The sequence below is a fragment of the Stenotrophomonas sp. 22DLJC03 genome (assembly GCF_056861405.1).
This window is the reverse complement of record NZ_JBSPUG010000001.1, coordinates 796,460-822,171: the sequence shown is the minus strand read 5'-3', so window position 1 is coordinate 822,171 and position 25,712 is coordinate 796,460. Positions and strand designations below refer to the sequence as shown.

Annotated in this window: 24 protein-coding genes; 16 read left to right on the top strand and 8 right to left on the bottom strand. The window is 66.9% G+C overall.

The window, feature by feature from the left end; translation table 11 throughout:
- Window positions 1-50: 50 nt before the first annotated feature.
- Window positions 51-1,664 (bottom strand): alpha-glucosidase family protein, encoded by a 1,614-nt coding sequence (locus tag AC13GA_RS03915; protein WP_482997556.1) that lies wholly within the window; start codon window positions 1,662-1,664, stop codon window positions 51-53.
- 213 nt (window positions 1,665-1,877) lie between these two features.
- Between AC13GA_RS03915 and AC13GA_RS03910 the strand changes: the two genes are divergently transcribed.
- The gene (locus tag AC13GA_RS03910; protein ID WP_004147673.1) at window positions 1,878-2,876 is read left to right on the top strand and encodes a polyprenyl synthetase family protein; all 999 of its coding nucleotides are present in this window, start codon (window positions 1,878-1,880) and stop codon (window positions 2,874-2,876) included.
- A gap of 75 nt (window positions 2,877-2,951) precedes the next feature.
- Here the strand turns inward: AC13GA_RS03910 and AC13GA_RS03905 are convergent, their stop codons facing one another.
- Window positions 2,952-3,743 carry a dienelactone hydrolase family protein gene (locus tag AC13GA_RS03905; RefSeq protein WP_482997555.1) on the bottom strand — a complete coding sequence of 264 codons (792 nt, stop codon included), beginning with the start codon at window positions 3,741-3,743 and terminating at the stop codon, window positions 2,952-2,954.
- Between the two features lie 132 nt (window positions 3,744-3,875).
- Here AC13GA_RS03905 and AC13GA_RS03900 point away from each other — a divergent pair, with 132 nt between their 5' ends.
- A complete protein-coding gene (locus tag AC13GA_RS03900; RefSeq protein WP_482997554.1) occupies window positions 3,876-4,469 on the top strand; it encodes an SMI1/KNR4 family protein in 594 nt (197 codons plus the stop codon).
- 123 nt (window positions 4,470-4,592) lie between these two features.
- Here the strand turns inward: AC13GA_RS03900 and murD are convergent, their stop codons facing one another.
- From murD to AC13GA_RS03885, 3 genes are all read right to left on the bottom strand, one after another.
- Window positions 4,593-6,002, bottom strand: coding sequence for a UDP-N-acetylmuramoyl-L-alanine--D-glutamate ligase (murD, locus tag AC13GA_RS03895; protein ID WP_482997553.1), 1,410 nt, complete (start codon window positions 6,000-6,002; stop codon window positions 4,593-4,595).
- Window positions 5,983-7,335 (bottom strand): UDP-N-acetyl-alpha-D-muramoyl-L-alanyl-L-glutamate epimerase, encoded by a 1,353-nt coding sequence (gene murL, locus AC13GA_RS03890; RefSeq protein ID WP_046985686.1) that lies wholly within the window; start codon window positions 7,333-7,335, stop codon window positions 5,983-5,985. The genes murD and murL overlap by 20 nt, the downstream gene beginning before the upstream one ends.
- Before the next feature lie 79 nt (window positions 7,336-7,414).
- Window positions 7,415-10,009 carry a bifunctional aspartate kinase/diaminopimelate decarboxylase gene (locus tag AC13GA_RS03885; protein ID WP_046985685.1) on the bottom strand — a complete coding sequence of 865 codons (2,595 nt, stop codon included), beginning with the start codon at window positions 10,007-10,009 and terminating at the stop codon, window positions 7,415-7,417.
- Window positions 10,010-10,084: 75 nt separating this feature from the next.
- On the opposite strand from AC13GA_RS03885, the gene AC13GA_RS03880 reads away from it, so the two are divergent.
- Window positions 10,085-10,957: a PhzF family phenazine biosynthesis protein gene (locus AC13GA_RS03880; protein ID WP_426354091.1), complete on the top strand. Its 873-nt coding sequence runs from the start codon at window positions 10,085-10,087 to the stop codon at window positions 10,955-10,957.
- 95 nt (window positions 10,958-11,052) lie between these two features.
- On the top strand, window positions 11,053-11,931 hold the full coding sequence (locus tag AC13GA_RS03875; RefSeq protein WP_482997552.1) for a PhzF family phenazine biosynthesis protein: 879 nt from the start codon (window positions 11,053-11,055) through the stop codon (window positions 11,929-11,931).
- 46 nt (window positions 11,932-11,977) lie between these two features.
- Here the strand turns inward: AC13GA_RS03875 and AC13GA_RS03870 are convergent, their stop codons facing one another.
- Window positions 11,978-12,409, bottom strand: coding sequence for an OsmC family protein (locus AC13GA_RS03870; RefSeq protein WP_014646276.1), 432 nt, complete (start codon window positions 12,407-12,409; stop codon window positions 11,978-11,980).
- A 372-nt stretch (window positions 12,410-12,781) separates the two neighbouring features.
- Here AC13GA_RS03870 and AC13GA_RS03865 point away from each other — a divergent pair, with 372 nt between their 5' ends.
- The 4 genes from AC13GA_RS03865 to AC13GA_RS03850 all read left to right on the top strand — a co-directional run bounded on the left by AC13GA_RS03865 (window position 12,782) and on the right by AC13GA_RS03850 (window position 15,008).
- Complete coding sequence (locus tag AC13GA_RS03865) at window positions 12,782-13,180, top strand: HU family DNA-binding protein (protein WP_012510328.1); 399 nt, start codon at window positions 12,782-12,784, stop codon at window positions 13,178-13,180.
- A 253-nt stretch (window positions 13,181-13,433) separates the two neighbouring features.
- On the top strand, window positions 13,434-13,742 hold the full coding sequence (locus AC13GA_RS03860) for a DUF3861 family protein (RefSeq protein WP_046985682.1): 309 nt from the start codon (window positions 13,434-13,436) through the stop codon (window positions 13,740-13,742).
- A gap of 56 nt (window positions 13,743-13,798) precedes the next feature.
- On the top strand, window positions 13,799-14,329 hold the full coding sequence (locus AC13GA_RS03855; protein ID WP_046985681.1) for a hypothetical protein: 531 nt from the start codon (window positions 13,799-13,801) through the stop codon (window positions 14,327-14,329).
- A gap of 82 nt (window positions 14,330-14,411) precedes the next feature.
- The gene (locus AC13GA_RS03850) at window positions 14,412-15,008 is read left to right on the top strand and encodes a YceB family lipoprotein (RefSeq protein WP_046985680.1); all 597 of its coding nucleotides are present in this window, start codon (window positions 14,412-14,414) and stop codon (window positions 15,006-15,008) included.
- 84 nt (window positions 15,009-15,092) lie between these two features.
- Here the strand turns inward: AC13GA_RS03850 and AC13GA_RS03845 are convergent, their stop codons facing one another.
- Window positions 15,093-15,560: an SET domain-containing protein gene (locus tag AC13GA_RS03845; protein ID WP_010483549.1), complete on the bottom strand. Its 468-nt coding sequence runs from the start codon at window positions 15,558-15,560 to the stop codon at window positions 15,093-15,095.
- A 211-nt stretch (window positions 15,561-15,771) separates the two neighbouring features.
- Between AC13GA_RS03845 and AC13GA_RS03840 the strand changes: the two genes are divergently transcribed.
- From AC13GA_RS03840 to AC13GA_RS03820, 5 genes are all read left to right on the top strand, one after another.
- Complete coding sequence (locus AC13GA_RS03840) at window positions 15,772-16,227, top strand: SUF system Fe-S cluster assembly regulator (RefSeq protein WP_012510324.1); 456 nt, start codon at window positions 15,772-15,774, stop codon at window positions 16,225-16,227.
- A 17-nt stretch (window positions 16,228-16,244) separates the two neighbouring features.
- Window positions 16,245-17,720 carry a Fe-S cluster assembly protein SufB gene (gene sufB / locus AC13GA_RS03835; RefSeq protein WP_046985678.1) on the top strand — a complete coding sequence of 492 codons (1,476 nt, stop codon included), beginning with the start codon at window positions 16,245-16,247 and terminating at the stop codon, window positions 17,718-17,720.
- A 72-nt stretch (window positions 17,721-17,792) separates the two neighbouring features.
- Window positions 17,793-18,557 carry a Fe-S cluster assembly ATPase SufC gene (gene sufC, locus AC13GA_RS03830; RefSeq protein WP_004147524.1) on the top strand — a complete coding sequence of 255 codons (765 nt, stop codon included), beginning with the start codon at window positions 17,793-17,795 and terminating at the stop codon, window positions 18,555-18,557.
- A complete protein-coding gene (gene sufD, locus AC13GA_RS03825; protein ID WP_136638379.1) occupies window positions 18,557-19,819 on the top strand; it encodes a Fe-S cluster assembly protein SufD in 1,263 nt (420 codons plus the stop codon). Before sufC ends, sufD begins: the two co-directional genes overlap by 1 nt.
- Window positions 19,816-21,072, top strand: coding sequence for a cysteine desulfurase (locus AC13GA_RS03820; protein ID WP_136638378.1), 1,257 nt, complete (start codon window positions 19,816-19,818; stop codon window positions 21,070-21,072). Before sufD ends, AC13GA_RS03820 begins: the two co-directional genes overlap by 4 nt.
- Window positions 21,073-21,087: 15 nt before the next feature.
- On the opposite strand, the gene AC13GA_RS03815 is transcribed toward AC13GA_RS03820, so the two are convergent.
- A complete protein-coding gene (locus AC13GA_RS03815; protein WP_482997551.1) occupies window positions 21,088-21,738 on the bottom strand; it encodes a transposase in 651 nt (216 codons plus the stop codon).
- A 100-nt stretch (window positions 21,739-21,838) separates the two neighbouring features.
- Between AC13GA_RS03815 and AC13GA_RS03810 the strand changes: the two genes are divergently transcribed.
- The 3 genes from AC13GA_RS03810 to AC13GA_RS03800 all read left to right on the top strand — a co-directional run bounded on the left by AC13GA_RS03810 (window position 21,839) and on the right by AC13GA_RS03800 (window position 25,693).
- Complete coding sequence (locus AC13GA_RS03810) at window positions 21,839-22,378, top strand: GNAT family N-acetyltransferase (protein ID WP_482997550.1); 540 nt, start codon at window positions 21,839-21,841, stop codon at window positions 22,376-22,378.
- On the top strand, window positions 22,375-22,707 hold the full coding sequence (locus AC13GA_RS03805; RefSeq protein ID WP_010483575.1) for a non-heme iron oxygenase ferredoxin subunit: 333 nt from the start codon (window positions 22,375-22,377) through the stop codon (window positions 22,705-22,707). Before AC13GA_RS03810 ends, AC13GA_RS03805 begins: the two co-directional genes overlap by 4 nt.
- Window positions 22,708-23,368: 661 nt before the next feature.
- Window positions 23,369-25,693 (top strand): catecholate siderophore receptor Fiu, encoded by a 2,325-nt coding sequence (locus AC13GA_RS03800; protein ID WP_482997549.1) that lies wholly within the window; start codon window positions 23,369-23,371, stop codon window positions 25,691-25,693.
- Window positions 25,694-25,712 lie beyond the last annotated feature (19 nt).

Here is a 25,712-nt window from a genome sequence, read left to right as displayed (position 1 = left end):
ACGGGGCGCTTCGGCCCCGTCCCCGCAAGTACCGCCACCGGAGAAAACGGTCAGCTGCGTCGGGCGCAATACACCGCGCGCGGCGGCAGCTGGAGTTCATTGCCCTGCACCGTGCCCGCATCCGGGCCCGGTACCGCCACCTGCTGCCAGTTGCCCGGCGGCAGCGGATGGCTCACCGCCTCGGCCGACAGGTTGAACGCCAGCAGGAGGGTTTCATCTGCAAGCATACGCTCGAACAGCAGCACTGGCTCGGCGCTTTCGATGAATCGGATGCTGCCATGCAGTAGCGCAGGCTGGCTATGCCGCCAGCCCAGGAATGCCCGGAACGCGGCCAGCACCGAGTGCGGATCCCGCTCCTGCACGGCCACCGCCGCCGCCCGGTGCTCGGCCGGGATCGGCAGCCACGGCTGGCCCGTGGTGAAACCCGCCAGCGGCGCATCGGTCCACGGCAGCGGGGTGCGGCAGCCATCACGGCCCTTGAAGTTCGGCCAGAAGGTGATGCCATACGGGTCCTGCAGGGCCTCGAACGGCACCTCGGCCTCGGCCAGGCCCAGTTCCTCGCCCTGGTACAGACAGACCGAACCGCGCAGCGAGCACAGCATCGCCACAAGCATCCGCGCCAGGCGGGGATCGGCCGGGTGGCCGCCCCAGCGGCTGACCGCCCGCTCCACGTCGTGATTCGAAACCGCCCAGCACGGCCAGCCTTCGGTCATTGCCGCTTCCAGCCGCGAGACCGTGTCGCGGATGTAGGCCCCGCTGTAATCGTCCACCAGCAGCTCGAAGCTGTAGCCCATGTGCAGGCGGCCATCGCGGGTGTACTCGGCCGTGGTCGCCAGCGAGTCCTCCGAGGAGATCTCGCCCAGGCTCACCGCGCCCGGGTACTCGTCCAGCAGCGCGCGCAGCTGCTCCAGGAACGGCAGGTTTTCCGGCTGGGTGTTGTTGTAGTAGTGGTACTGGTAGGCGTACGGATTGTCCGCGCTGAAGCCACGCCCTACCCGCTTTTCGGCCGGCTTGGCCGGGTTGTCGCGCAGCTGCGCATCGTGGAAGCAGAAGTTGATCGCGTCCAGGCGGAAGCCATCCACGCCACGGTCCAGCCAGAAGCGCACGTTGTCCAGGGTCGCCTGCTGCACGTCCGGGTGATGGAAGTTCAGGTCCGGCTGGTCGACCAGGAAGTTGTGCAGGTAGTACTGCTCGCGGCGCGGCTCCCACTGCCAGGCGCCGCCGCCGAACAGCGACAGCCAGTTGTTGGGTGGGGTACCGTCCTCGCGCGGATCGGCCCAGACGTACCAGTCCGCCTTCGGGTTGGTGCGGTCCTGGCGGCTCTCGCGGAACCAGGCATGCTCGATCGAGGTGTGGCTCAGCACCTGGTCGATCATCACCTTCAGGCCCAACCCGTGGGCCTTGGCCAGCAGGCGGTCGAAGTCCTCCAGGCTGCCGAACAGCGGGTCGACGTCGCGGTAATCGGCGATGTCATAGCCGAAGTCGGCCATCGGCGATTTGAAGAACGGCGAGATCCAGATCGCGTCCACACCCAGCGCGGCGATGTGGTCCAGGCGCTGGATGATGCCGGGCAGGTCGCCTACCCCGTCGCCGTTGGCGTCGAGGAAACTGCGCGGATAGATCTGGTAGATGACGGCTCCGCGCCACCATGGATAGTGCGACATCGACAGCCCCCCTCCGGGCATGCGGGACCCGCCGGGAGCGGGCCGAAATCCTGATGCCGCAAGCTTAGCGGTGGGCCCCGGGCTTGGCGCAACCTGCATACGTATTCACGCGGGCGGCAGCCGTGGCCGGGCCAAGGACGTCGGCCAGCCCGGTTTGCGCCCGAATTCACAGGCAACGCCTATAATCAGCGATGAGCCTGAAAGCCTGATCGCATGACCATCACCGAAGACACCCGTCCCGCCCTGGGCCTGCCCCAGATCCAGTCGCTTGCCGCGGCCGACATGGCCGCCGTCGACGCCCTGATCCGGCGCCGGCTGTCCTCGGACGTCGTGCTGATCAACCAGATCGCCGATCACATCATTTCCGCCGGCGGCAAGCGCCTGCGCCCGATGCTGGTGATGCTGGCCGGCCATGCGGTCGGCCAGGCCGGCCCGGATCACCACCAGCTGGCGGCGATCATCGAGTTCATCCACACCTCCACCCTGCTGCACGACGACGTGGTGGACGAATCCAGCCTGCGCCGCGGCCGCAGCACCGCCAACGCGCTGTGGGGCAACGCACCCAGCGTGCTGGTCGGCGACTTCCTGTACTCGCGCAGCTTCCAGCTGATGGTCGAGCTGGAGCGCATGTCGGTGATGCAGATCCTGGCCGATGCCACCAACCGCATCGCCGAGGGTGAAGTGCTGCAGCTGCTGCACGTGCACAACCCGGATACCGACGAAGCGGCCTACCTGCGCGTGATCGAGCGCAAGACCGCGGTCCTGTTCGCTGCCGGTACCCGCCTGGGCGCGCTGGCCAGCGGCGTGGACGAAGCCACCCAGCAGGCCCTGTTCGACTACGGCATGCACCTGGGCTACGCGTTCCAGATCGCCGACGACGTGCTGGACTACTCGGCCAATGCCGAGGAGCTGGGCAAGAACCTGGGCGACGACCTCGCCGAGGGCAAGGCGACGCTGCCGCTGATCCACGCGATGGCCCACTCCGACGACGCCACCCGCGAGCGCCTGCGCACCATCGTGCAGGACGGCGACGCCTCGGCGATGCCGGAAGTGCTGGCCGCGATCCGCGCCACCGGCGGACTCGAGTACAGCCGTGCGCGTGCCGAGGAGTATGCCGAAGCCGCCGAGCGCGCGCTCGATGGCCTGGGCGACAACGATGCCGTGGCCGCCCTGCGCGGCCTGGCCCGCTACGCGGTGCAGCGTTCGCATTGACCAGCGGAGGTGTGCCGAGCAACGGTCGGCACCCACAATGACCGGTAGGTGCCGACCGTTGGTCGGCATATCTCTTCAGCGTTTCTCGAAGCGCTCCTCGAAGAACTCATCCAGCGCCTTCCACGCGCGCTTGGCCGCCCGTTCGTTGTACTGGCAGTCCGGCGGGCTGTTGGCATCGCGCTCGGCGAAGCAGTGCACTGCCCCGCTGTAGTTGGTGAATTCCCAGTCGACCTTGGCCGCGTTCATTTCCTTCTGGAAACCGGCGATGTCCTCGGCGCTCACGCTCTTGTCATCGGCGCCATTGAGCACCAGCACCGATGGGTGCGTGCCACCGGCCTGCGCCGGCAGCGGCGAACCCAGCCCGCCGTGCAGGCTGACCACACCGGCCAGCGGCGCACCGGCACGGGCCAGCTCCAGCACCGTGGTGCCGCCGAAACAGAAGCCCACCGCGCCGATCCGGCTCGCATCGAGCGGCGTCTTGCCGGCCTGGGCCTTGAGCACGTTCACCGCCTCCAGCGCGCGTGCGCGCAGCAGCGACCGGTCATTGCGCAGCTTGGTCGCCACCGGCCCGGCCTCGGCATCGGTCTTCGGCCGCACGCCCTTGCCGTACACATCGGCCACCAGCACCACGTAGTCATCGCCAGCCAGCTGTTTGGCCTTCTCGACCGCCGATTCGTTCACGCCCTTCCAGTTCGGCACCATCACCAGACCGGGACGCTTGTCGTTGTCGCCGTCGTCATAGACCAGCACGCCACTGAAGGTCGTGCCCTGGTGTTTCCACTCCACCGGTTGCGTCTTCATTGCCGCCCACGCCGGCATCGCCGCCAGCCCCAGCATCACCGCTACACCGCATCGCCAACGATTCATGCGCCTGCTCCGCAAGAAAAAGGGGACGGAGGGGATTAAGCCGTATTTGCCCCTCCCGCGTCGCATTCTGCATTGGCGACGTGACGCAGGTGTGGTTGGATACGACTTAATCCCCTCCGTCCCCTTTTTCGCATGAACCTGGTTGATCGCTTTCTGTCTGGCCTGATTCCACGCCTGCCTGCCGACGATACCCCTCAGTGGGGCCACGTGCAGGGCGCCAACGCCGAAGACCTGCAGCGCCTGCGTGCGCAGTGGCCGCAGGTTCCGGACAGTCTGGTCGCGTTGCTGTCGCGCGTGGATGGCACGCACTTCCGCGAGTACCCCGGCGGCGAGGTCTGCGTGCTGATGCTCGGCTCGGACGTGGAGGAAGGTGGCTATCCGTACTACCTGCGTTCGGTGGCGCAGGTCTTCGAAGACCAGCAGCAGTGGGACGACAACATCCGCTCGATCTACGAAGAGTGGCTGGACGACGAGCCGGAGATCCTCGGCGATGGCATCGACCCCGATCTGCCGATGGACCGTCGCCTGTGCTTCTCGCACTGCATGAACAACGGCGGCACCTCGATGCTCTACCTGGATTTCGACCCGGCACCAGGCGGCACCGTCGGCCAGGTGGTGCGCTACCTGCACGATCCGGACAGCTATGCAGTCATCGCGCCGAGCTTCGATGCGTACCTGCAGCAGTTGATTGATGGCGATTACGCGTTCATCGATCAGGACGACTGAAATCCAGCCGAGCGTGGGCGTGGCTCTACAGTAGATCCACGCCATGCGTGGATGGGATGCACAGGATCCCGCTGGGGTCAGAGCCCTTTCCTGCGGAAAGGGATCCGACCCCGGACCGGTGGCTCAAACGATGCCCAACCCCGGAATCGCACTGTTGCTGTCCGGGTCGAAGCCGGCCAGCTCGGCGAAATGGCGACCACGAGCCACGTAATCGCGGTAGGCACCAAAACTCGGCGCGCCCGGCGACAGCAGCACCACCCCGCCCTGCGTACCCAGCGCCGCGCGTGCCAGCGCCATCGCTTCGGGCAGGTCACCGGCCGCGTGCAGGCCGAAGCGGCCGGCATCGGCCAGCGGCTGCAGCATCGCGTGGATGCGCGGGCCGTTGCTGCCCATGGTCACGATCTCCACCGGCGGCACGTCGTGGGCCATGTGCTGCATGAAATCGCTCCAGTCCAGGCCGCGATCATGTCCGCCCACCAGCAGCGCGATGCGCTGGCCGGCGAAGCACTCCAGCGCTGCCAGGCTGGCATGCGGCGTGGTGCTGATTGAATCGTTGACGTAGGTCAGGCCATCGGCCACGCCGATGCGCTGCAGGCGATTCGGCAACGGACGGAAGTCCTGCACCGCCGGCGCCAGCGCCACGGCATCCAGCCCCAGCGCTTCCAGAGCGGCCAGTACCGCGCATAGGTTGCCACGGTTGTGGCGGCCCGGCAGTGGCGTGTTGCGGGTGTCGAACACCGCCTGCTCACCGCGATGCACGATGTCACCGCGCATATGCCAACCCTGCGGCTGGTTGAACCAGACCACTTCGCTGTCAGGCAGAGACAGCGCGGCCAGATGCGGATCGGCGGCGTTGAGCACGGCGATGCGCGGTGCGGCTTCAGTCACCAGCCGCAGCTTGTCGTCGATGTAACGCTGCTCGCTGCCGTGCCAGTCCAGGTGTTCCGGGAACAGGTTCAGCACCACCGCCACCTGCGGGCGGGCGCCACTGCGGGCCACTTCGCCGGTCTGGTAACTGGACAGTTCCACCGCCCAGTACTCGGGCGCGGGTTGCGGGTCCAGCACTTCCAGCAGCGGCAGGCCGATGTTGCCGACCAGGCCGGTGCGGTGGCCGGCGGCACGCAGCAGGTGCGCGACCAGCGCGGTGGTGGTGCTCTTGCCCTTGGTACCGGTCACGCACACGGTGTCGTGCACGATGCCATCAGCACCCGCATGCTCGGCAAACCACAGAGCAGTGCCACCGATGAAAGTGGTGCCCTGCGCGGCGGCGGCCAGCGCGATTGGCTGGTAAGGGCTGATGCCCGGCGACTTGATCACCACATCGAAGGCAGCCAGCGCCTCGGCCGACGGCTCACCACGGACGTCCAGCGCACCGTGTGTTTCCGCACGCGCTGCCTCGACTTCGGCAGCTGGACAGAACAGGCTCAGGCCAAGCCCGGGCAGGCGCGAACGCAGCACCGCAAACGCGGCGCGGCCCTCACGGCCCCAGCCCCACAGCGCAACGCGCTTTCCTTCAAGCTTCGAAATCTTCACGTACCCGTTCCCACAGCGCAGCCGGAATACGGTGTTCGCCCTGCAGCTGCAACAGCGGTGCCAGTTCCAGTTCGGCGGCATCCAACTGCGGCTGGATCTCATTGCAGAAGCGCTTCACCAGCACGTCTTCCTTCCACTCGGCGCGCTGCGCCAAGGTTGCCATCGCTGCGCGCGACTCGCGGCCTTCGCCCACGCACTCGAACGGCTTGTGGTCCTGGAATTCCAGCAGTGCGTCGAAGCCGCCAGCCTGCTCGATGTCATCCAGCAGGTTGCGACCGAAGATGCGTACCAGGCGCGTCTTGGGCATGAACGGGGCCAGCGCCAGGAACACGAAATGGCACTTCGGGCAGACACCGCACCAGCGGTTCACCGGGCGCTCGCCGAGGATGTGGAAGTTGCGGTTGCAGCTGGAGAAGTGCGCGTCGTAGAAATCGGTCTTGGCGAACTGGCGCGCAACCGCCAACTCGGACATCGGCCGCAGCAGCGAGTAGTACTGCAGATCGGCGGCCAGCTGCTTCTGCACATGGCTGCCGAACGCCTGCTCGAACGCCCAGCCCTTGGACCACTGATGGTTGACTTCACCGGTGCCCGGAATCTGGCTGCCGTAGCTGGCCGAACGTTCGTTCGAGAACACCACCTGGTCCACGCCCTGCAGCAGCGCGGCCAGCACCATGATCGCCGAGTTCACCGCGGTAACCGGGATATGCCCGTTCCAGGCGCCCTGGCGGTTGAGCTCGAACAGTTCCGGCGCCAGCGCGCGGCCCAGGTTCAGCGTCGGCAGGCCGGTGCGCTCGGCACAGGCGCGGATCAGCTGCGAGCCACCGATCCAGGTCACCGTCTCGTCCACGCCGGCACGGCGCAGCGCTTCGATGCTGACCAGCGAATCCTTGCCGCCGCCAATTGCCACCAGCGCGTGCGGCTGCAGGCCCAGCACCGGTGCCTGCACCGCTTCGCCCTGTACCGGCAGGCGGAAGCGCCCGCGCAGGTTCAGGCCGTTGCGGTAGGCAAATTCGCCCAGGCCATTGAGGTAGACCGTCTCCACCAGCGCAGCGGTTTCGGCATCAATGTTGTAGCTGTCGATGCTGACCGTCTCCGGCACGCCCGCCTTGTAGTAGCTGACACCGGCAATCAGGTGCAGCAGCTGCAGCGCTCGCTGCACGGCGGCGGCACGCGCCTGGTCCAGTACGAACGGCGCGCCGGGAACGGTGATGGTTTCCACCATTTCCGGGCCGTCGTCGAAGGCGTAGACCAGCTTGGCCACGCCAGTGTCCGCGGCGAATTCGCAGCGGACGAAGCGGAAGCGGGAAACCTGGTGTTTATCGAAAGCAGTCATGGTGTATCCGGTCAGGCACCTGCCCGCGCGCAGGCGCGGGAGGTGTCGGTGGGCGGGTGCAGGGCGCGGAAGGCAGCGATCACTCGATCACGTCTTCGCGCGGCATCGCCCGCTGGTTGTAGGTGTTGGACATCACGTAGCCGTAGGCACCGGCATCGGCGATCAGCATCACATCGTCCGGCGCGGTTGACACCGGCAGCTTGCGGCGCTTGCCGAACACATCGCTGGATTCGCAGATCGGGCCGACCACATCAAACGCCGCTTCGGCATAACCGCCCTGGCGGCTGAGGTTCTCGATGTCATGCCAGGCGTCGTACAGCGCCGGGCGCATCAGGGTGTTCATGCCCGCATCCAGGCCGACCCGGCGCACGCCATCCTTCTCCACCACCTGGGTGGCATGGGTCAGCAGCACGCCCGATTCGGCCACCAGGAAGCGGCCCGGTTCGATCGCCAGACGGAACGCCGGATGCAGCGCCTTGACCTCGGCCAGGCCCTCGGCCCACGCCTCCAGGTCGAACGGCTCGTCTTCGTCGCTGTACGGAATCGGAAGGCCACCACCGATGTCGATGGTCTGTACGCTGCCGATGCGGCGGGCGAAACCGGCCAGCTCATCGCACATCAGGCGCCAGTGCTGCGCGGTTTCCACACCGCTGCCCAAGTGCGCATGCAGGCCGACCACGCGGGTGCCCAGTTCGGTAGCCGCGCGCACGAACTCGTCGACGCGGGCGATCGGCAGGCCGAACTTGGAATCCTTGCCACCGGTACGCACCTTGGCGTGGTGGCCCTCGCCACGACCCAGATCAACGCGCAGCCACAGCTCGCGGTTGCGGAACAGGTCCGGCCAGCGCTGCAGCGCCTCGACATTGTCGACGGTGACGGTCACGCCCAGCGCGAATGCCGCTTCGTATTCCTCGCGCGGGCAGAAGCTGGGGGTGAACAGCACGCGCTTGGGCGACAGTTCCGGCAGATGCTGGAACACATGCTTCAGTTCGCCATGCGATACGCACTCCAGTCCAAAGCCCTCGGCTTCCAGCAGCTGCAGGATGGCCGGATGGCTGTTTGCCTTGATCGCGTAGTAGCGCTGGTCGATCGGCTTGATCGCCGCCAGCGCGCGGGCACGGGCACGTACGGTCGGCAGATGGTAGACGTAGCGCGGCGTACCGGCATCGGCCAGCTGCAGCAGGTGCGCACGCTGGCCACGCCACCAAGGCGTACCACGCGGGCGCACCGTACCGGCAATCTCGCGCCAGCGCGGGCCGAACACTTCGGTCTCTTCCACCGGCATCGCGCCGCTGTCGATCAGTTCGGCGTGCAGGATCGGCAGCAGGCCATCGGCATCGGCTTCGTCGATGACGAAGGTCAGGTTCAGGTCGTTGGACGACTGCGAGATCATGTGCACGCGTTCGCGGCCGAAGGTCGCCCACACGTCCGACAGCTTGTGCAGCAGCGAGCGCATGCCGAGACCGACCAGGGTGATCGCCGCGCACGGCACGATCACCTTCACCTTGCAGATCTGCGACAGATCGGCCGACAGCGCGGCCAGCACATCGGTGTTGACCAGGTTCTCGGACGGATCCAGCGACACGGTGACATTGGTCTCGGCCGAGCCGATCAGGTCTACCGACAGGCCATGCTTCTTGAACAGATTGAACACGTCGGCCAGGAAGCCGACCTGCTGCCACATGCCGATGCCTTCCATCGACACCAGCACGATGCCGTTGCGGCGGCTGATCGCCTTCACCCCCGGCACCGGTGCGGCATTGCCGTCGATGCTGGTACCCGGCAGTTCGGGACGCTCGGTATCGAGAATGGCCATCGGCACGCCAGCATCGCGGCACGGCTTGATCGAACGCGGGTGCAGCACCTTGGCACCGGTGGTGGCGATTTCCTGCGCTTCGTAATAGTCCAGCCGGGTCAGCAGCCGCGCATCCGGAACGTCCTTGGGATTGGCGCTGAACATGCCCGGCACGTCGGTCCAGATCTCCACGCGGCTGGCGCCGAGCAGCGCACCGAAGTACGCCGCCGAGGTATCCGAACCACCACGACCGAGGATGGCGGTGCCGCCGTCGGCGTGGCGCGAGATGAAGCCCTGGGTGATCAGCAGCCGGGTCGGCTGCGCGCGGAAGCGCTGCGCCCAGGCTGCGTCCGCACGCCACTGGCAATTCACCGACAGGCGCTGCGACCAGTCGCTCTGGTTCGGCTGTGGCGGCAGTGCATCCAGCCACTGGCGGGCATCCATCCAGCCGAAATCCAGGCCGCTGGCACGCAGGTAGGCCGCACCCAGGCTGGACGACAACAACTCGCCCTGGCCCAGTACCTCGGCCTGCCAGTCCAGCGGACGAGCAGCGGCGCGCGGGTCATCGAGCAGGCCCTGCAGCACGGCCAGTCGTTCGGCCAGCACCTCGGCGCCCAGCTCCAGTTCCTGCAGGAAGCCCTGGTGGCGCTCGACCAGCGCGGCCACGCGATCACGGCTGTCCGGCGCGCCATCGGCAATCGCGGTCAGTTCGTTGGTGACCCCGGACAGCGCCGACACCACCACCAGCACGCGCGAGCCGGTCTCTTCCGCGCGTTTTTTCGCCAGCTTCCCGATCGTGTCCCAGCGGTGACGACGCGACACCGAGGTGCCGCCGAACTTCAGTACGATCCAACGATCGACAAGGGGGGAAGCTGACATGGATTGGCTATGTAGAATGTGGGGAAGCCGCCCTCGGGGGCGGAACCTTTGATTCTAAGCGCAATATCCCCGTAGATGGCCGTCCTCCGTTACCTGCAGCTCGATGTCTTCGCCCCCCGCCCCGGTACCGGCAACCCCCTGGGCGCCGTGCTGGACGCCGACGATCTCTCCGGCGAGCAGATGCAGGCTCTGGCGGCCTGGCTGAACCTGTCCGAGACGGTGTTCTTCCTGCGCCCCAGCGCGCCCGGCGCCGACTACCACATCCGCATCTTCACCCCGACCCGTGAGCTGGCTTTCGCCGGCCACCCCAGTGTTGGCGCGGCCTGGACGGCGGTGACCTGCGGCCTGGCCCAACCGCGCGAGGGTGCGCTGGTACAGCAGTGCGCCGCAGGGTTGCTGCCGGTACGGGTGAGCGGCCCGGCCGAGGCGCTGCAGATCCAGCTGGCCAGTCCGCCGGCGCGGCAACGGGCGACGACAGCCGACGGGGTGCCCGAAGCGCTGCTGGCCCTCGCCGCCAACGGGCATGCGCCGGAACTATGGGACAACGGCGCGCGCTGGTGGCTTCTGCCGCTGCGCGATGCCACCACCGTACGCAACCTGGTGCCGGACATGGCCGCCCTGCGTGACTGGAGCCTGGCCACCGACGCAACCGGCGTGGCCGTGTTCGCTGACGAAGCCGGTACCGACCATTCCCGCGTGGTGCGCGCGTTCTGCCCTGCGGATGCGGCCAGCGTGCCCGAGGATCCGGTGACCGGCAGCGCCAATGCCCTGATCGGCGCCTGGCTGCGGCAGCGCAACGCCCTGCCCGGCCGCGAGGGCCGCTACGAGGCCAGCCAGGGCCGCGAAGTCGGCCGCGATGGCCGCGTACAGGTAAAAGTCGATGCAGAGGGCACGGTCTGGATCGGCGGCCAGGTGCAGCCGGTCATCGACGGCAACATCCGCTGGTAGCGCCGGGCCATGCCCGGCGGCCTTGCCGCGCTGCGCACTCGCGGGGCATGGCCCCGCGCTACCGTATTCCCCTTCATTCCTGGAGTTTCAACCCGATGACCACCCGCCGTTTCCTGCAGCTGGATGTGTTCTCGCCGCGCCCCGGCGCGGGTAATCCGCTGGCCGTGGTACTCGATGCCGAAGGCCTGGACGACGCCAGCATGCAGGCCGTCGCGCGCTGGACGCGCCTGCCGGAAACCACCTTCGTGTTCCCGCCGCAGGCCGCCGGCGCCAGCTATCGGCTGCGCATGTTCAGCCCGCAGAAGGAAGTATCGTTCGCCGGCCACCCCAGCGTCGGCACCGCGCACGCGGTACTGCAGGCAGGCCTGGCCGCGCCGGTCGACGGCGTCCTTGTGCAGGACGGCATTGCCGGCGCGCTGCCGCTACGCGTCAGTGGCGAGGCTGCGCAGCAGCGCATCGCCATACGCACCCCGCGCGCGCAGCTGGCCGAGACCGCCGACGCCACCGATCCACGCCTGCAGGCAGTCCTGGAAGGCTGGCCGCTGGGCACGCTGCCGCCGGCACGCATGCAGGGCGGGCGCAGCTGGTGGGTGGTGCAGGTAGCCGATGAGGCCGCGTTGCGCGCGCTGCAGCCGGACTGGGATGCGGTGGCCGCACTGGCTGAGTCCACCGACAGCATGGGCGTGTTCGCCTATGCCTTCAGCGATGGCAGCGAGGGGTTCGACCTGGCGGTGCGCGCCTTCGTCGGCAACGGCCGTCGCTTCGAAGACGCCGCTTCCGGCGCCGCCAACGCCGTGCTCGCCGCATGGCTGGACCTGCGCGACGCCTTGCCCAAGGGCCGCGCACCGTTTGAAGTCAGCCAGGGTCGCGAAGTCGGTCACGATGCGCGCTTGACCCTTTTCGTCGATGAAGACGGGGAAGTCTGGTCCGGTGGGCAGGTTCAGACGGTGATCAGCGGCACCATTGATTGGTGATCCCGTACGGCGTGGTGGCGCCGGGCCATGCCCGGCGCTACCGACCTCAACCCAGCTCGGCTTCCAGGCTGATCGGCACCGCGCTCAGCGCCTTGGACACCGGGCAGTTCTGCTTGGCGTCATCGGCAATGGCACGGAACTGCGCCGCATCGATGCCGGGCACCACGGCCTTCACTTTCAGCCGGATCTGCGACAGCTGCGGGCCGCCTTCCAGTGACAGATCGACCTTGGCCTCGGTATCCAGCGAGGTCGGGGTGAAGCCGGCTTCGCCGAGCTTGGCCGACAGCGCCATGGTGAAACAGCCTGCATGTGCAGCAGCGATCAGCTCTTCCGGATTGGTGCCTTTTTCGTCGCCGAAACGGCTGTTGAAGCCATAGCGCGTCTTGTCCAGCAGGCCACTCTGCGGCGTGCTCAACTGTCCCTTGCCGGACTTCAGATCGCCTTCCCAGTGCGCGGTGGCGTGTCGCGAGATTCCCATGTGCTGCTCCTGCGTGGCGGTGATGAACGTTTACCCTCGCACGGCATGCGTTAGCCCTGCGTCGCTCCGCTGCACGCCGGACGTCACCCTGGACGCAGGCACGTGGACACTTCCTCGCCATGAGAACGCGCATTTTTCCCTTGTTTTCAGTAATTTCGCGCATCCCCGTGCGACCGGGACGAGCATTGCCGGCCGCACCGCGGTACCCCCAGCCCCCACCACCGGCCATGTACTGAATCGGCCTGGATATGAAAAAAACATGCACTTTCCGCACTCCAGGCTATTGGCGGCGCCCGAGAGTTGCCCTACATTGCGCTTGCCGACGGGGTTCGGCGCCGACCAAACAACCAACCGTTCACGGAACAGGAAACCATGGCAAAGACCGCTAAGAAGGCTGCCCCGAAGAAGGCAGTGAAGAAAGTCGCGACGAAGGCAGCCGCCAAGCCGGCCGCTCCGAAGCCGATCAAGGAAGTGCTGACCAAGTCCGGCCTGGTTGCACACATCGCTGAAGCCTCCGGCGTCATCGCCAAGGACGTCCGCGCTGTGCTGGCCTCGCTGGAAAGCGCTGTCGCCTCCTCGGTGCACAAGAAGGGCGCTGGCTCGTTCACCCTGCCGGGCCTGCTGAAGATCAGCACCGTCAATGTGCCGGCCAAGCCGAAGCGCAAGGGCATCAACCCGTTCACCAAGGAAGAACAGTGGTTCGCCGCCAAGCCGGCCACCACCAAGCTGAAGGTGCGTCCGCTGAAGAAGCTGAAGGACGCTGCGCTGTAAGCGCGCGCCCCAACGCGGATTCCGACGGGACGGCTCAGGCCGTCCCGTTTTTTTTGTCCGAACCGCAGGCCGCAACACAGCGTTGCCGCAGCCAGCGGATTGCCCGCACAGGCCCGCCGCCATTGGATGAGCGTGTTACCTGCCGGCACGGAACCTACCGGGTGGAACACTGCGTGCAGCGCCGGCCATCGCCGCCGGCCGTGGCCTTGCCTATCGTGGGCACATCCTCCACAGCTACGGCGAGCACACCCTCATGGCCAGCCCCTCCACCCGCTACCGGATCTCGGTGACCCCCATCGAAAAGGACGGGGTGCAGTGCACCGGGCGCTGCACCATCGAACTGGAGCACCGCGCCAGCCGCGACCTGATGCGCCTGCTGGAAGCTGCACCGCGCACCGCTGGGCTCAGCGGCGACGAGCGTGCGACAGTCGTGATCGCCACCCAGCTGCTGCGCGATATCGTGCAGCGCCATGCCGAAACCGAAGGCCACGCACTGGGCGCGATCGCCACGCAGGTGCTGCCGGCGCTGGACGCGCTGGAACAGCTGCCGTCCTCCCGCTGAGACCGACGCAGTCGATACACTGCCCTCCTTCACGTCGCCCCGGGGAGGAGGCAGGCATGCGCAGGTTCCTGTTGTTGATCGCGCCGCTGGTGCTGTTCGGCTGTTCGCGGCCGGAGGCGCAACCGGATCCAACCAGCGCTCCTGCGCCGCCGCCGGCTCCGGCCGCTGCCAGTGCAGAGGGCGAAGCGCCCGCACTGCAAGCCACCGCGGTCGACCCGCTGTTTGCCGCCGTCGCGGCCGAAGCCGAGCTCCCGGCCGCAATGCTCAATCGCTATGTCATGGCACTGCTCAACCGGGACCGCAAAGGCGCCGATGCCGCCTGGACCTTCCCGCCCAGCGATGCACGACGCGCGGACGACGCCGCGTTGCGCCAGCTGGAGGACGTCCGCAGCCTGCGCCTGACGACCGGGTCGCCGATAGCCCGCGACGGCCACCAGCCACCACAGCTGCTGGAGATCCCGGTACAGATCCGTGCAGCGACCCCCCAGGGCACGTTCCGCTTCGGCGGCTGGTACCGGGTGCACCCCAGCAGCGATGGCCGCGCCTGGCAGATCCAGTCGGCGCAACTGCGGCCAACGCTGGACTGAACCGTTGCAGCGGCATGCACGCACGATTCAGCCGGCAAGGCTACTCTTTGATCCATCCATTCCGCATTCACCGGTCACCGCCATGCGCCTGCGTTCCCTGATGACCCGCCTTGCCGCCTCCACCGTACTGATCGCCGCGGCGATCGGCGCGCAGGCCGCCCCTTCCATTTCCGGCCGCGAACTGTCGGTCGGCGCCAGCGATGTGCAGCAGTACCTCGATGGCAGTTTCCCCCGTACCCAGGACGCGCTGGGTGGCCTGATCGCGCTGACCATGAGCCATCCGCAGCTGAGCCTGCCGGCCGGCGAACGACTGAACCTGGGCATGGATGTGGCACTGGCGACCGCTGGCGGCAACCCGGCCAAGCTCGGTACGGTGAAGCTCAGCAGCGGCCTGCGCTACGACGCACAGACCCAGGGCTTCCATCTGCAGCAGCCCAGCGTCGATGACTTCACTCCGGCCAACCAGGGCGGTCGCCTCGACTCGCGCACCCGCGGCCTGCTCAATGCCTGGCTGAGCGACTACGCCCAGCGCGAGCCAATCTACAAGCTGGACCCGGCCATGGCCGGCGTGCTCGGTGCACTGCAGGTGCAGTCGGCACAGGTGAAGAACGGCAAGCTGGTGGTCACCTTCAACCAGAACCTGGGCAACCTGGTACCGGCAGGCGTGCTCGGAAAATAAAACAAGGCAGCGCCGGGCCATGCCTGGCGGCTTCTGATTCTCCCGCGCACCGCGATCGCCGGGCATGGCCCGGCGCTACCGCAATCAGCGCTTGGGCTGCAGCATGGTGCCGGTGCACTTGGGCGAACCGCAGCGGCACTCCCAGATCTTCTTCAGCTTGGCCGTATGGCGCTCGGCCAAGGTGATGCCGTAGTTGTAGGTCAGCTCTTCGCCGGCCTTGATATCGCGCAGCGCTTCGATGAAGACCTTGTCGCCGCGGCTGTCACCGTCTTCGTCTTCCTCGATCACCGCCTCGCAGTTCGGGTCGCAGCTGTGGTTGATCCAGCGCGCATCGTTGCCCTTGTAGTTGGCATCGATCACCCAGTCGTCGTTGAGGGTGAACAGGAAGGTATGGCCACTTTCAACATCGCCGCTGTCATCGGCATCGACGTCGCCGTGGCTGCGCAGCAGGCCCTTGTACTGGATCACGCGCTCGCCCTGCTTGATCGGGGCCACGGAAAACACACCGTTGCCGTGGATGGCGGACTTGCGGGCTTGGATCTTCTTGGGCATCGGCAAGGGAGGTCTGCAGCGAAAGGAACGTTGATTCTCGCCCATTCCGGGTGATTGCGAAAATCATCCCGTTGGCTCAGCATTGGCGCCCTGGCAACGGCCCCGGTGAGTGCTCCCGGCCCGGCCCCCGGCGCCGGCTGAATGCCCGGCTTGGATGGCGGCGAATAAAAGCGTACAATTTCAGTCCGCTTTAAGAACCGCTCGCATCCCCATGTTGCGCGTCACCAAACTCACCGATTACGCCACCGTGGTACTGACCGTACTCGCCGCCCGCCCGGGCGAGGTGCTCAGTGCCACCGAGCTGGCCGAATTCACTGGTCTGGAACCGCCGACCGTCAGCAAGGTACTCAAGCCGCTGGCCCAGGCCGGCCTGGTCGAGGGCCTGCGCGGCGTCCGTGGCGGCTACCGGCTGACCCGCGCGGCCATCGAGATCTCGCTGTTCGAAGTGGTCGAAGCGATGGAGGGGCCGCTGGCCCTGACCGAATGCAGCCACGACCACCACCAGTGCGGCATGGCGCCCAAGTGCGGCGCGCGCAGCAGCTGGCGGCTGATCAACGACGTGGTCTCCGAGGCCCTGCGCGACGTCACCCTCGCCCAGATTCTCCCCCCTCTCCCCCTTGCCGATGACGAACAGCGCCGCACCATCGCTGTCGACGTCGTCTCCTGATCCGTAGGCAGCCCCCCATGGCCACCGAAACCATCGAAAACGTCGCCCACGACGACACCCCCAACCGCGAGATCCACGAGCAGCTCGGCCGCAAGTATTCGGCCGGCTTCATCACGGACATCGAATCAGACTCCCTTCCCGCCGGCCTGGACGAGGACACCATCCGTGCCCTGTCGGCCAAGAAGGAAGAGCCGGAATGGATGACGCAGTGGCGCCTGGACGCCTACCGCCACTTCCTGACCATGCCGATGCCGAACTGGGCCAAGCTGCAGATCGCCCCGATCGATCTGCAGGCGCTCAGCTACTACTCCGCGCCGAAGGGCCCGAAGTACGCCTCGCTGGATGACGTGCCCAAGGAACTGCTCGACACCTACGACAAGCTGGGCGTGCCGCTGCACGAGCGCGCCAAGCTGGCCGGCGTGGCGGTGGACGCGGTGTTCGACTCGGTGTCCGTCGGCACCACCTTCCGCAAGGAGCTGGCCGAGAAGGGCATCGTGTTCTGCTCGATGTCCGAAGCGATCAAGGAACATCCCGAGCTGGTCAAGCAGTACCTCGGCACCGTGGTGCCGGTCGGCGACAACTATTTCGCCGCGCTCAATTCGGCGGTGTTCTCCGATGGCAGCTTCGTGTTCATCCCCAAGGGCGTGCGTTGCCCGATGGAGCTGAGCACCTATTTCCGCATCAACGCCGGCCACACCGGCCAGTTCGAGCGCACGCTGATCATCTGCGAGGACAAGGCGTACGTGTCCTACCTGGAAGGCTGCACCGCGCCGATGCGCGACGAGAACCAGCTGCATGCGGCGGTGGTCGAGCTGGTTGCGCTGGAAGATGCGGAAATCAAGTACTCCACGGTGCAGAACTGGTACCCGGGCGACGAGAACGGCGTCGGCGGCATCTACAACTTCGTCACCAAGCGTGCCGAATGCCGCGGCGCACGCAGCAAGGTCACCTGGACCCAGGTCGAGACCGGCTCGGCGATCACCTGGAAGTACCCGTCCTGCGTGCTGCTGGGCGACGACTCGGTCGGTGAGTTCCACTCGGTGGCGTTGACCCACCACCGCCAGCAGGCCGACACCGGCACCAAGATGATCCACATCGGCAAGCGCACCAAGAGCAAGATCATCAGCAAGGGCATCAGCGCCGGCCGCGGACAGAACACCTACCGCGGCCTGGTCCGGGTCGACCGCAACGCAGATGGCGCGCGCAACTACACCCAGTGCGATTCACTGCTGATCGGCAAGCAGTGCGGTGCCCACACCTTCCCCTACATCGAGGTGAAGAACCCCGGCGCCACGGTCGAGCACGAGGCCACCACCTCCAAGATCTCCGACGACCAGCTGTTCTACTGCCGCGCTCGTGGCATCAGCCAGGAAGACGCGGTGTCGATGATCGTCGACGGCTTCTGCAAGCAGGTGTTCCGCGAGCTGCCGATGGAGTTCGCGGTGGAAGCCAAGAAGCTGCTGGAAGTCTCGCTGGAAGGCTCGGTGGGCTGACCGCCTGCTGCCCCTCGCACAACGCATTCTCTTTACCGGCGGGCCACGGCCCGCACCACGGAAACCCCCACCATGCTGAAGATCGAAAACCTCCACGCCCGCATCGGCGACAAGGAAATCCTCAAGGGCCTGTCGCTGGAAGTGAAGCCCGGCCAGGTGCACGCCATCATGGGCCCCAACGGCGCCGGCAAGTCCACCCTGGGCAATGTCCTGGCAGGCCGCGACGGCTATGACGTGACCGAAGGCAGCGTGCAGTTCGAAGGCACCGACCTGCTCGACCAGGATCCGGAAGCGCGCGCCGCCGCCGGCCTGTTCCTGGCGTTCCAGTACCCGGTGGAAATTCCGGGCGTGAACAACACCTACTTCCTGCGCGCGGCACTGAACGCCCAGCGCAAGGCACGCGGTGAGGAAGAACTCGATTCCATGCAGTTCCTCAAGCTGGTGCGCCAGAAGCTGGCCGTGCTGCACCTGAAGGACGAACTGCTGCACCGTGGCGTCAACGAAGGCTTCTCCGGTGGCGAGAAGAAGCGCAACGAGATCTTCCAGCTGGCCGTGCTGGAGCCGAAGCTGGCGATCCTGGACGAGACCGATTCGGGCCTGGACATCGACGCGCTGAAGAGCGTCGCCGACGGCGTCAACGCACTGCGCAGCGCCGACCGCTCGTTCCTGGTCATCACCCACTACCAGCGCCTGCTGGACTACATCAAGCCGGACGTGGTGCACGTGCTGGCCGACGGCCGCATCGTCAAGAGCGGCGGCCCGGAACTGGCGCTGGAGCTGGAAGCGCACGGCTATGACTTCCTGAAGGATCGCGTGGTGCGCGAGGCGGCGGTCTGATGAGCGCCCTGCTCGACTCGATGGCCCAGGCCTTCTGCGGCAGCGATGCGCGCCGCGAAGTGCTGGATGCGGCCCTGCGCGATGGCCTGCCGGCCGCCCGCAACGAAGCCTGGAAGTACACCTCGCTGCGCCAGCTGGAGCGCCGCGCGTTCGCCGCGGCACCGCTGCAGGGCCCGGCCCTGGACGTCGCGCTGCTGGAAGACATTCCGGCGCCGCGCCTGGTGTTCGTCAACGGTCGCCTGGATGCCACGCTGAGCGACGTGCAGGCGTTGCCGGCCGGCGTGCAGCTGCAGCCGCTGTCGGCCGCGCTGGCGGACGGTGAGGATGCCGTTCGTTTCCTCGGCCGCCGTTACGAGCGCAGCGAAGAAATCTTCGCCCGGCTCAACGCCGCCCTGGCCGATGAAGGCGTGGTGCTGCGCGTGGACGAAGGCGTGCAGGTCGAAGCCCCCCTGCAGCTGGTGTTCGCCAGCGTGGCCGGCGACACCGACCTGGCCTGGCATCACCGTCACCTGATCGAACTGCGTGCCGGCGCACAGCTGGGCGTGGTCGAGCACCGCTTCAGCGTCGGCGATGCCGCCCATCTGGACAACACCGTGCTGCATGCCCACGTCGCCCGCGACGCGGTACTCCAGCATGCCCGCGTCCAGGCCGGCAGCGCGCGCCAGACCAGCTTCCTGCGCACCGATGCGGTGCTGGCCCGCGACGCGCAGTACCACCGCGTCGACCTGGAACTGGGTGCCGCGCTCAGCCGCCATGAACTGAACGTGCGCCTGGAAGGTGACAACGCCCACCTGACCGCCAATGGCGTGCTGCTCGGCAATGGCCGCCGCCACGTCGAGACCCGCCTGGGCATCGACCACATCGCGCGCGATACCAACTGCGAGCTGCTGTGGCGCGGTGTTGCGGCCAACCGCAGCCGCGTTGTGTTCCATGGCGGCATCCAGATCCGCGAAGGCGCCGACGGCACCGATGCGAACCTGTCCAACAAGAACCTGCTGCTGTCGCCCGACGCCGAGATCGACACCCAGCCGACGCTGGTGATCGACGCCGATGAGGTGAAGGCAGCGCACGGCGCGACCGTCGGCCAGCTCGATGCCAATGCGCTGTTCTACCTGCGCACGCGCGGCCTGCCGCAGGCGCAGGCGCAGGCACTGCTGAGCGCCGCGTTCTGCCACGAGCCGCTGAAGGTGCTGCCCGAAGCGCTGCGCGCGCAGTTGGCACGCCGCCTGGACAAGGCGCTGGCCGAGGCAGGTGTGGCATGAACCTGTCCTCGCCGCGACCGATCGAAGAACGCACCGGCAGCCCCGACTGGGACCGCGTCCGCCTCGACTTCCCGCTGCTGATGCGCGAAGTGCACGGCAAGCCGCTGGTCTATTTCGACAATGCCAACACCGGCCAGAAGCCGGTGCAGGTGATCGGCGCGGTGGACGAGTTCTACCGCCGCTACAACGCCAACGTCAGCCGCGCAGTGCACGCACTGGGCAGCGAAGCCACCGATGCCTATGAAGGCGCACGCAACAAGCTGGCGCGCTTCCTCAACGTGCGCCCCAGCGACCTGGTGCTGTGCAGCGGCACCACCTTCGCCATCAACCTGGTGGCGTACTCGTGGGCACTGCCACGGCTGAAGGCCGGTGACGTGATCCTGATCACACGCATGGAGCATCACGCCAACATCGTGCCGTGGCAGCTGGTTGCGCAGCGCACCGGCGCGACCATCCGCGTGGCCGAGATCACCCCCGATGGTGCGCTGGACCTGGACGCGCTGCGCGTGGCGATGACCCCCGAGGTCAAGCTGCTCGCTGTCACCCACGTGTCCAACGTGCTGGGCACGGTCAATCCGGTGCGCGAGATCTGCCGTGAAGCGCGCAAGCGCGGCATCATCACCGTGGTCGATGGCTCGCAGGCGGTGCCGCACCGCAAGGTCGACGTCGCCGCGATCGGCTGCGACTTCTACGCCATCACCGGCCACAAGATGTGCGGACCGACCGGTACCGGCGCACTGTGGGCCCGTCGCGAGCACCTGGACGCGATGCCGCCGTTCCTCGGCGGCGGTGAGATGATCAAGGAAGTCAGCTTCGACGGCACCGTGTTCAACGATGCCCCGCACAAATTCGAAGCCGGCACCCCCAACATCGCCGGCTTCATCGGCCTGGGCGTGGCCGCCGACTACCTGCAGCAGCTTGGCCAGGAGAACGTGGAATCGCGCGAAGCCGAACTGCTGGCACACTTCACCGAAGAGCTGCGCCGCGTCGACGGCCTGCGCATCATCGGCGAAGCGCCGGAGAAGGCCGCCGTGGTCTCGTTCCTGATCGACGGCGCGCATGCGCATGACCTGGCGACCCTGCTCGACCTGGAAGGCGTGGCCGTGCGCTCGGGCCAGCACTGCGCGCACCCGCTGCTGCAGTACTTCGGCGTCGCCGCCACCTGCCGTGCCTCGCTGGCGTTCTACAACACGCACGCCGAGATCGAGCGCTTCATGACCGCGTTGACCAAGGTGCGCAAGCTGTTGGGCTGAGCCCGCAGACCGGGGTCAGATCCCTTTCGCCTCGCGAAAGGGCTCTGACCCCATCAACGTTGCCGCCATCCGCCGCTGCGATTGCACCGCCTTCCGTATCGAAGAGAGATCCTGCGCAGGGATACCCTGCTCGATGAACTCGGCGTAGCACCTGCACCGCTCATCCGCATCGGTGGCAATCAACTCAAAGGCCGGATGCGGCACGAGCAATGCGTTCACCCTGCCCTGCGCATTCGCGCGATAGCTCGACCAGCGATAGTCACCAGGATGCGCCACCTTCCCCGCCCGAACCGGGTTGAGCTCGATGTAGCGCTGGCAGGCCAGCAGATAGCGATCCGTATCCACCAGCGTGGAGGGGAAGCGCCCTTCCCATAACGTGCCGGTGCGGCCCTGCCGATCATTCACCCGACGTACGTAGGTCCGGCTCACGGCCTGCATCATCCGTGACAGCCCGCCGCAGACATCAGGCGTTGCCAGAAGATGGACGTGATTGTCCATCAGCACATAAGCGTGGACCCGGCAGTGCTGCTGGCCTGCGTGATGACACAGCAGACGCAGGTAGGCCACGCGGTCGTCATCCGTGAAGAACACGGGCCGGCGATTGTTGCCACGTTGAACGGCATGTTGCGGGTATCCGGGCGCATCGATCCTTCGGGGGCGTGGCATGAGCGTTTCCTGGGGCTGAGGGGTCAGAGCCCTTTGCTGCACAAAGGGATCTGACCCCGCCCCCATTTGCGCCCGCCCACGCCCCACCTAGAATGGGGCAATGAGCACCCTGACCTTCCGCGCCGCCACGTCGGCCGACATCCCCGCCCTGATCACCCTGGTCACCTCGGCCTACCGTGGTGACGCCAGCCGCGTTGGCTGGACCACCGAAGCCGACCTGCTGGACGGCGCCCGCATCGATGCCGACGGCATCCAGGGCGACCTCGACCGCCCGCGCTCCACCATCCTGCTGGCCGAGCGCGAGGGCAAGCTGGTGGCCTGCGCCCACGTTGCCGATGTCGATGGCAAGGGCTACTTCGGCATGTTCTCAGTGGACCCGGCCCAACAGGGCGGCGGTGTCGGCAAGCAGATGATGGAGGCTGCCGAAGCGCTTGCCGCGCGCGAATGGAGCGTGCCGGTGATGCAGATGACGGTGATAGACGTGCGCGACGAGCTGATCGCCTTCTATGAACGCCGCGGCTACCAGCGTACCGGCATCAAGAAGCCGTTCCCGTATGGCGACGAACGCTTCGGCATTCCCAAGCGCGACGACCTGCGCTTCGAGATCCTGGAAAAGCCGCTGGCCGGAGCCGCCACGTGAGCGAGGCCTGGACCTTTGTCTGTGCCGGCGCCGAGCTGTTGCCGGGTGAAATGAAGAGTGTGTTCGACGAGGTGACCGGAACGCCGATCGTGGTGTTCAACCTCGACGGCGAGCTGTACGCCCTGGAAGACCAGTGCACGCATGAAGAGTTCGAGCTCTCCTCGGGCGAGTTCAACACCACCGAGGGCAGCGTGGAGTGCGTGCTGCACGGCGCGCGCTTCGACGTGCGCGATGGCCGTGCCCTGTGCGCACCGGCCTATAGCCCGGTGCCCAAGTTCCCGGTGAAGCGCGAGCACGACGCGATCTGGACACGCGACGACCGCGATTGAGATCCAGGGCGACCACCCTTGGGGCGGGTCGACCGACCGGCCCTGAAGCGCCGTCCAGGCGCACTCAGGGCCATCCAAAATCGAGCGCCCGTCACGCAGATGCGAATCATTATCGTTGATGTTATGCTAAGTAACATCTTCGTCACGACTCCGCCTGCGCCATGGCTTCGCCCGCGCCCACCGCCACGCTGTGCCAGCTCGCCCGCCAAGGGTGGCCGCTGCTCGTGGCTGCGCTGCTGACGCTGCTGCTGGGATGGTCGGCATTGCAGGAAGGCCGAAGCACGTCGACAGGTGATGCTCCCGGCACCTATGCCCAGAATGCAGTGCCGTCTTCGCCCCCCCACGCGTTGCCGCACGAGCACGCGATACAGCGCGCGGAATCCGAGCCAGAAGGGAGCCGGGGTGACAAACCGCCGGCACTGCGGCAGCTGTGCCTGCAGCGCCCGGAGCATGACCCCGCATACGCTCCTACGCCGGCGATGCCTGATCCGCCGGTGCCCGAGACCGATCGTCGCCAGCCTCCCTCGCACGCACCGCCTGCGCAGCTGGTCTGACGCTTTTCTGCGCGCTGCGCAGCCATTGAACTGCATTCCTCTTTCCCGTCCTGTTGCCGCGCTGCCTGCGCCGGCGGCTCCTTCCTGTTCCTTCTCTGCAGACGCCCATGAACCCGATCAAGAGCCGCAAGCACGCTTCGCCGCTTCGTACCCTGCCGCTGGCCACCGCCAGCCTCGCTGCCGGCCTCAGCATGGCCGCGCTGCCTGCGCTGGCCCACGCCGAAGCCACCGACACCGCCCGCACACTGGACAAGGTCGACGTGCACGCCGTTCGCGGCTACAAGGCCGACAAGGTGGCCTCGCCGAAGTTCACCCAGCGCCTGCAGGACACGCCGCAGACCATCCAGGTGATTACCAGCGACCTGTTCAACCAGCAGGGCGCCACCACGCTGACCGAAGCGCTGCGCAACAGCCCGGGCGTGAGCACCTTCTATGCCGGCGAGAACGGCAACACCACCACCGGCGATGCGCTGTTCATGCGCGGCTTCGACACCTCCAACAGCCTGTATGTGGACGGCGTGCGCGACCTGGGCTCGATCTCGCGCGATGTGTTCAACATCGAACAGGTTGAGGTGACCAAGGGGCCGGCCGGCACCGACAATGGCCGCTCGGCGCCTACCGGCGCGATCAACCTGGTCAGCAAGCAGGCCAACCTGCAGGACGCGACGTCGGCCAGCCTTTCGCTGGGCAGCGACCAGCAGCGCCGCGCAACTGCCGACTGGAACCAGTCGCTGGGCGCCACCAGCGCGCTGCGCATCAACGGCGTGTGGCAGGACAGCGACCAGCCGGGCCGCGACCACGTGCAGAACAAGCGCTGGGGCGTCGCACCGTCGCTGGCCTTCGGCCTGGGTACCGCCACCCGTTACTACCTCAACCTGCTGTACGTGAAGCAGGACAACGTGCCCGATGGTGGCGTGCCCACGCTGGGCCTGCCGGGCTGGACGCCGCAGCCGACACTGGAAGCGCTTGCCGGGCATCCGGTCGATCCGGAAAACTTCTACGGCACCCGCGCCGACCATGACGACGTGACCGCGAAGATGGCCACGTTCCGCTTCGAACATGATTTCAGCGACACCCTGCGCCTGACCAACACCGCGCGCTGGGGCCGCACCGAGCAGGACTACCTGCTGACGGCCTTCATGGGCACCGGCGTTCGCGGAGCGAATGGCCGCCCTACCGGCAACATCAGCTACACCAATCCGGCCGATCTCTCGACCTACACGATCGCGCGCAGCCTGCCGACCTTCAAGGACCAGCGCAACACCATCCTCACCGACCAGTTGAACCTGCGTGCGGACTTCAGCACCGGCAGCGTCGGCCATGCGCTGAGCACCGGCCTGGAATTCACCCGCGAAGAGCTGGACAGTCATGGCCAGGCCGCCACCGGTGGTACCACCTGGGCCGCAGCGAATCTCTACAATCCTGACTGGATCGTGGGCGGGCTGACCTGGGCGCACAACGGCGCCGATGCACACGGCAAGACCACCACCTCCTCGGTGTACCTGTTCGATACCCTGTCCTTCGGCGAAAGCTTCCTGTTGACCGCTGGCGTGCGTGCGGACCACTACAAGACCGAGTACGCCAGCGCATCGGTGTGTGGTGGCCGCGGCGGCCCGGCGTGTGGCAGCAATCCCACCGGCACGGTGCTGCGCAACCCGACGCTGGACGCGTCCGATACGCTGCTGAACTGGAAGCTGGGTGCCCTCTACAAGGTCGGCGATACCGTCAGCGTCTACGCCAACTACGCCATCTCGCAACAACCCCCGGGTGGCGCCAACTTCCAGCTGAGCAGCTCGGCCAGCAGTGCCGACAACCCCAAGCTGGACCCGCAGAAAGCCAAGACCTTCGAAGTGGGCAGCAAGTGGGCGTTCCTGGATGACGCCTTGGCAGTGAACCTTGCGTTGTTCCAGACCGACGTGGACAACGAGATCAACACCACCGTGCTCGACGATGCCGGCAACCCGACCCAGACCGGCAGCAAGCGGGTCAAGGGCGTGGAGCTCTCCGCAGTCGGCCGGCTGACCGACAACTGGTCGGTCAGCGCCGGCTACAGCCACCTGGATACCGACGTAAAGGAAGGTGCCAAGGTGGCAGCCGATGGCACCACCAACCTGACCTATACCCCGGACGACACGTTCACCGGCTGGACCAGCTACACCCTGCCCTACGGCATCACCGTGGGCGGCGGCGTGCGCTATGCCGCCGGCATGCACCGCGGCACCGACGGCGCGGTGGGCACCCCGTCGTTCACCAAGTCCTATGTGGTGTACGACGCGGTCGTGTCCTGGGCAATCAATGAGACCATCTCGCTGCGCTTGAACGGCTACAACCTGTTCGACAAGCAGTACGTGGCGAGCATCAACAAGAGCGGCTACCGTTACACGCCGGGTGCCCCGCGCACCTTCCTGCTCAGCGCGGACATCCGCTTCTGATGCAGCGCGCGGGGGAGCC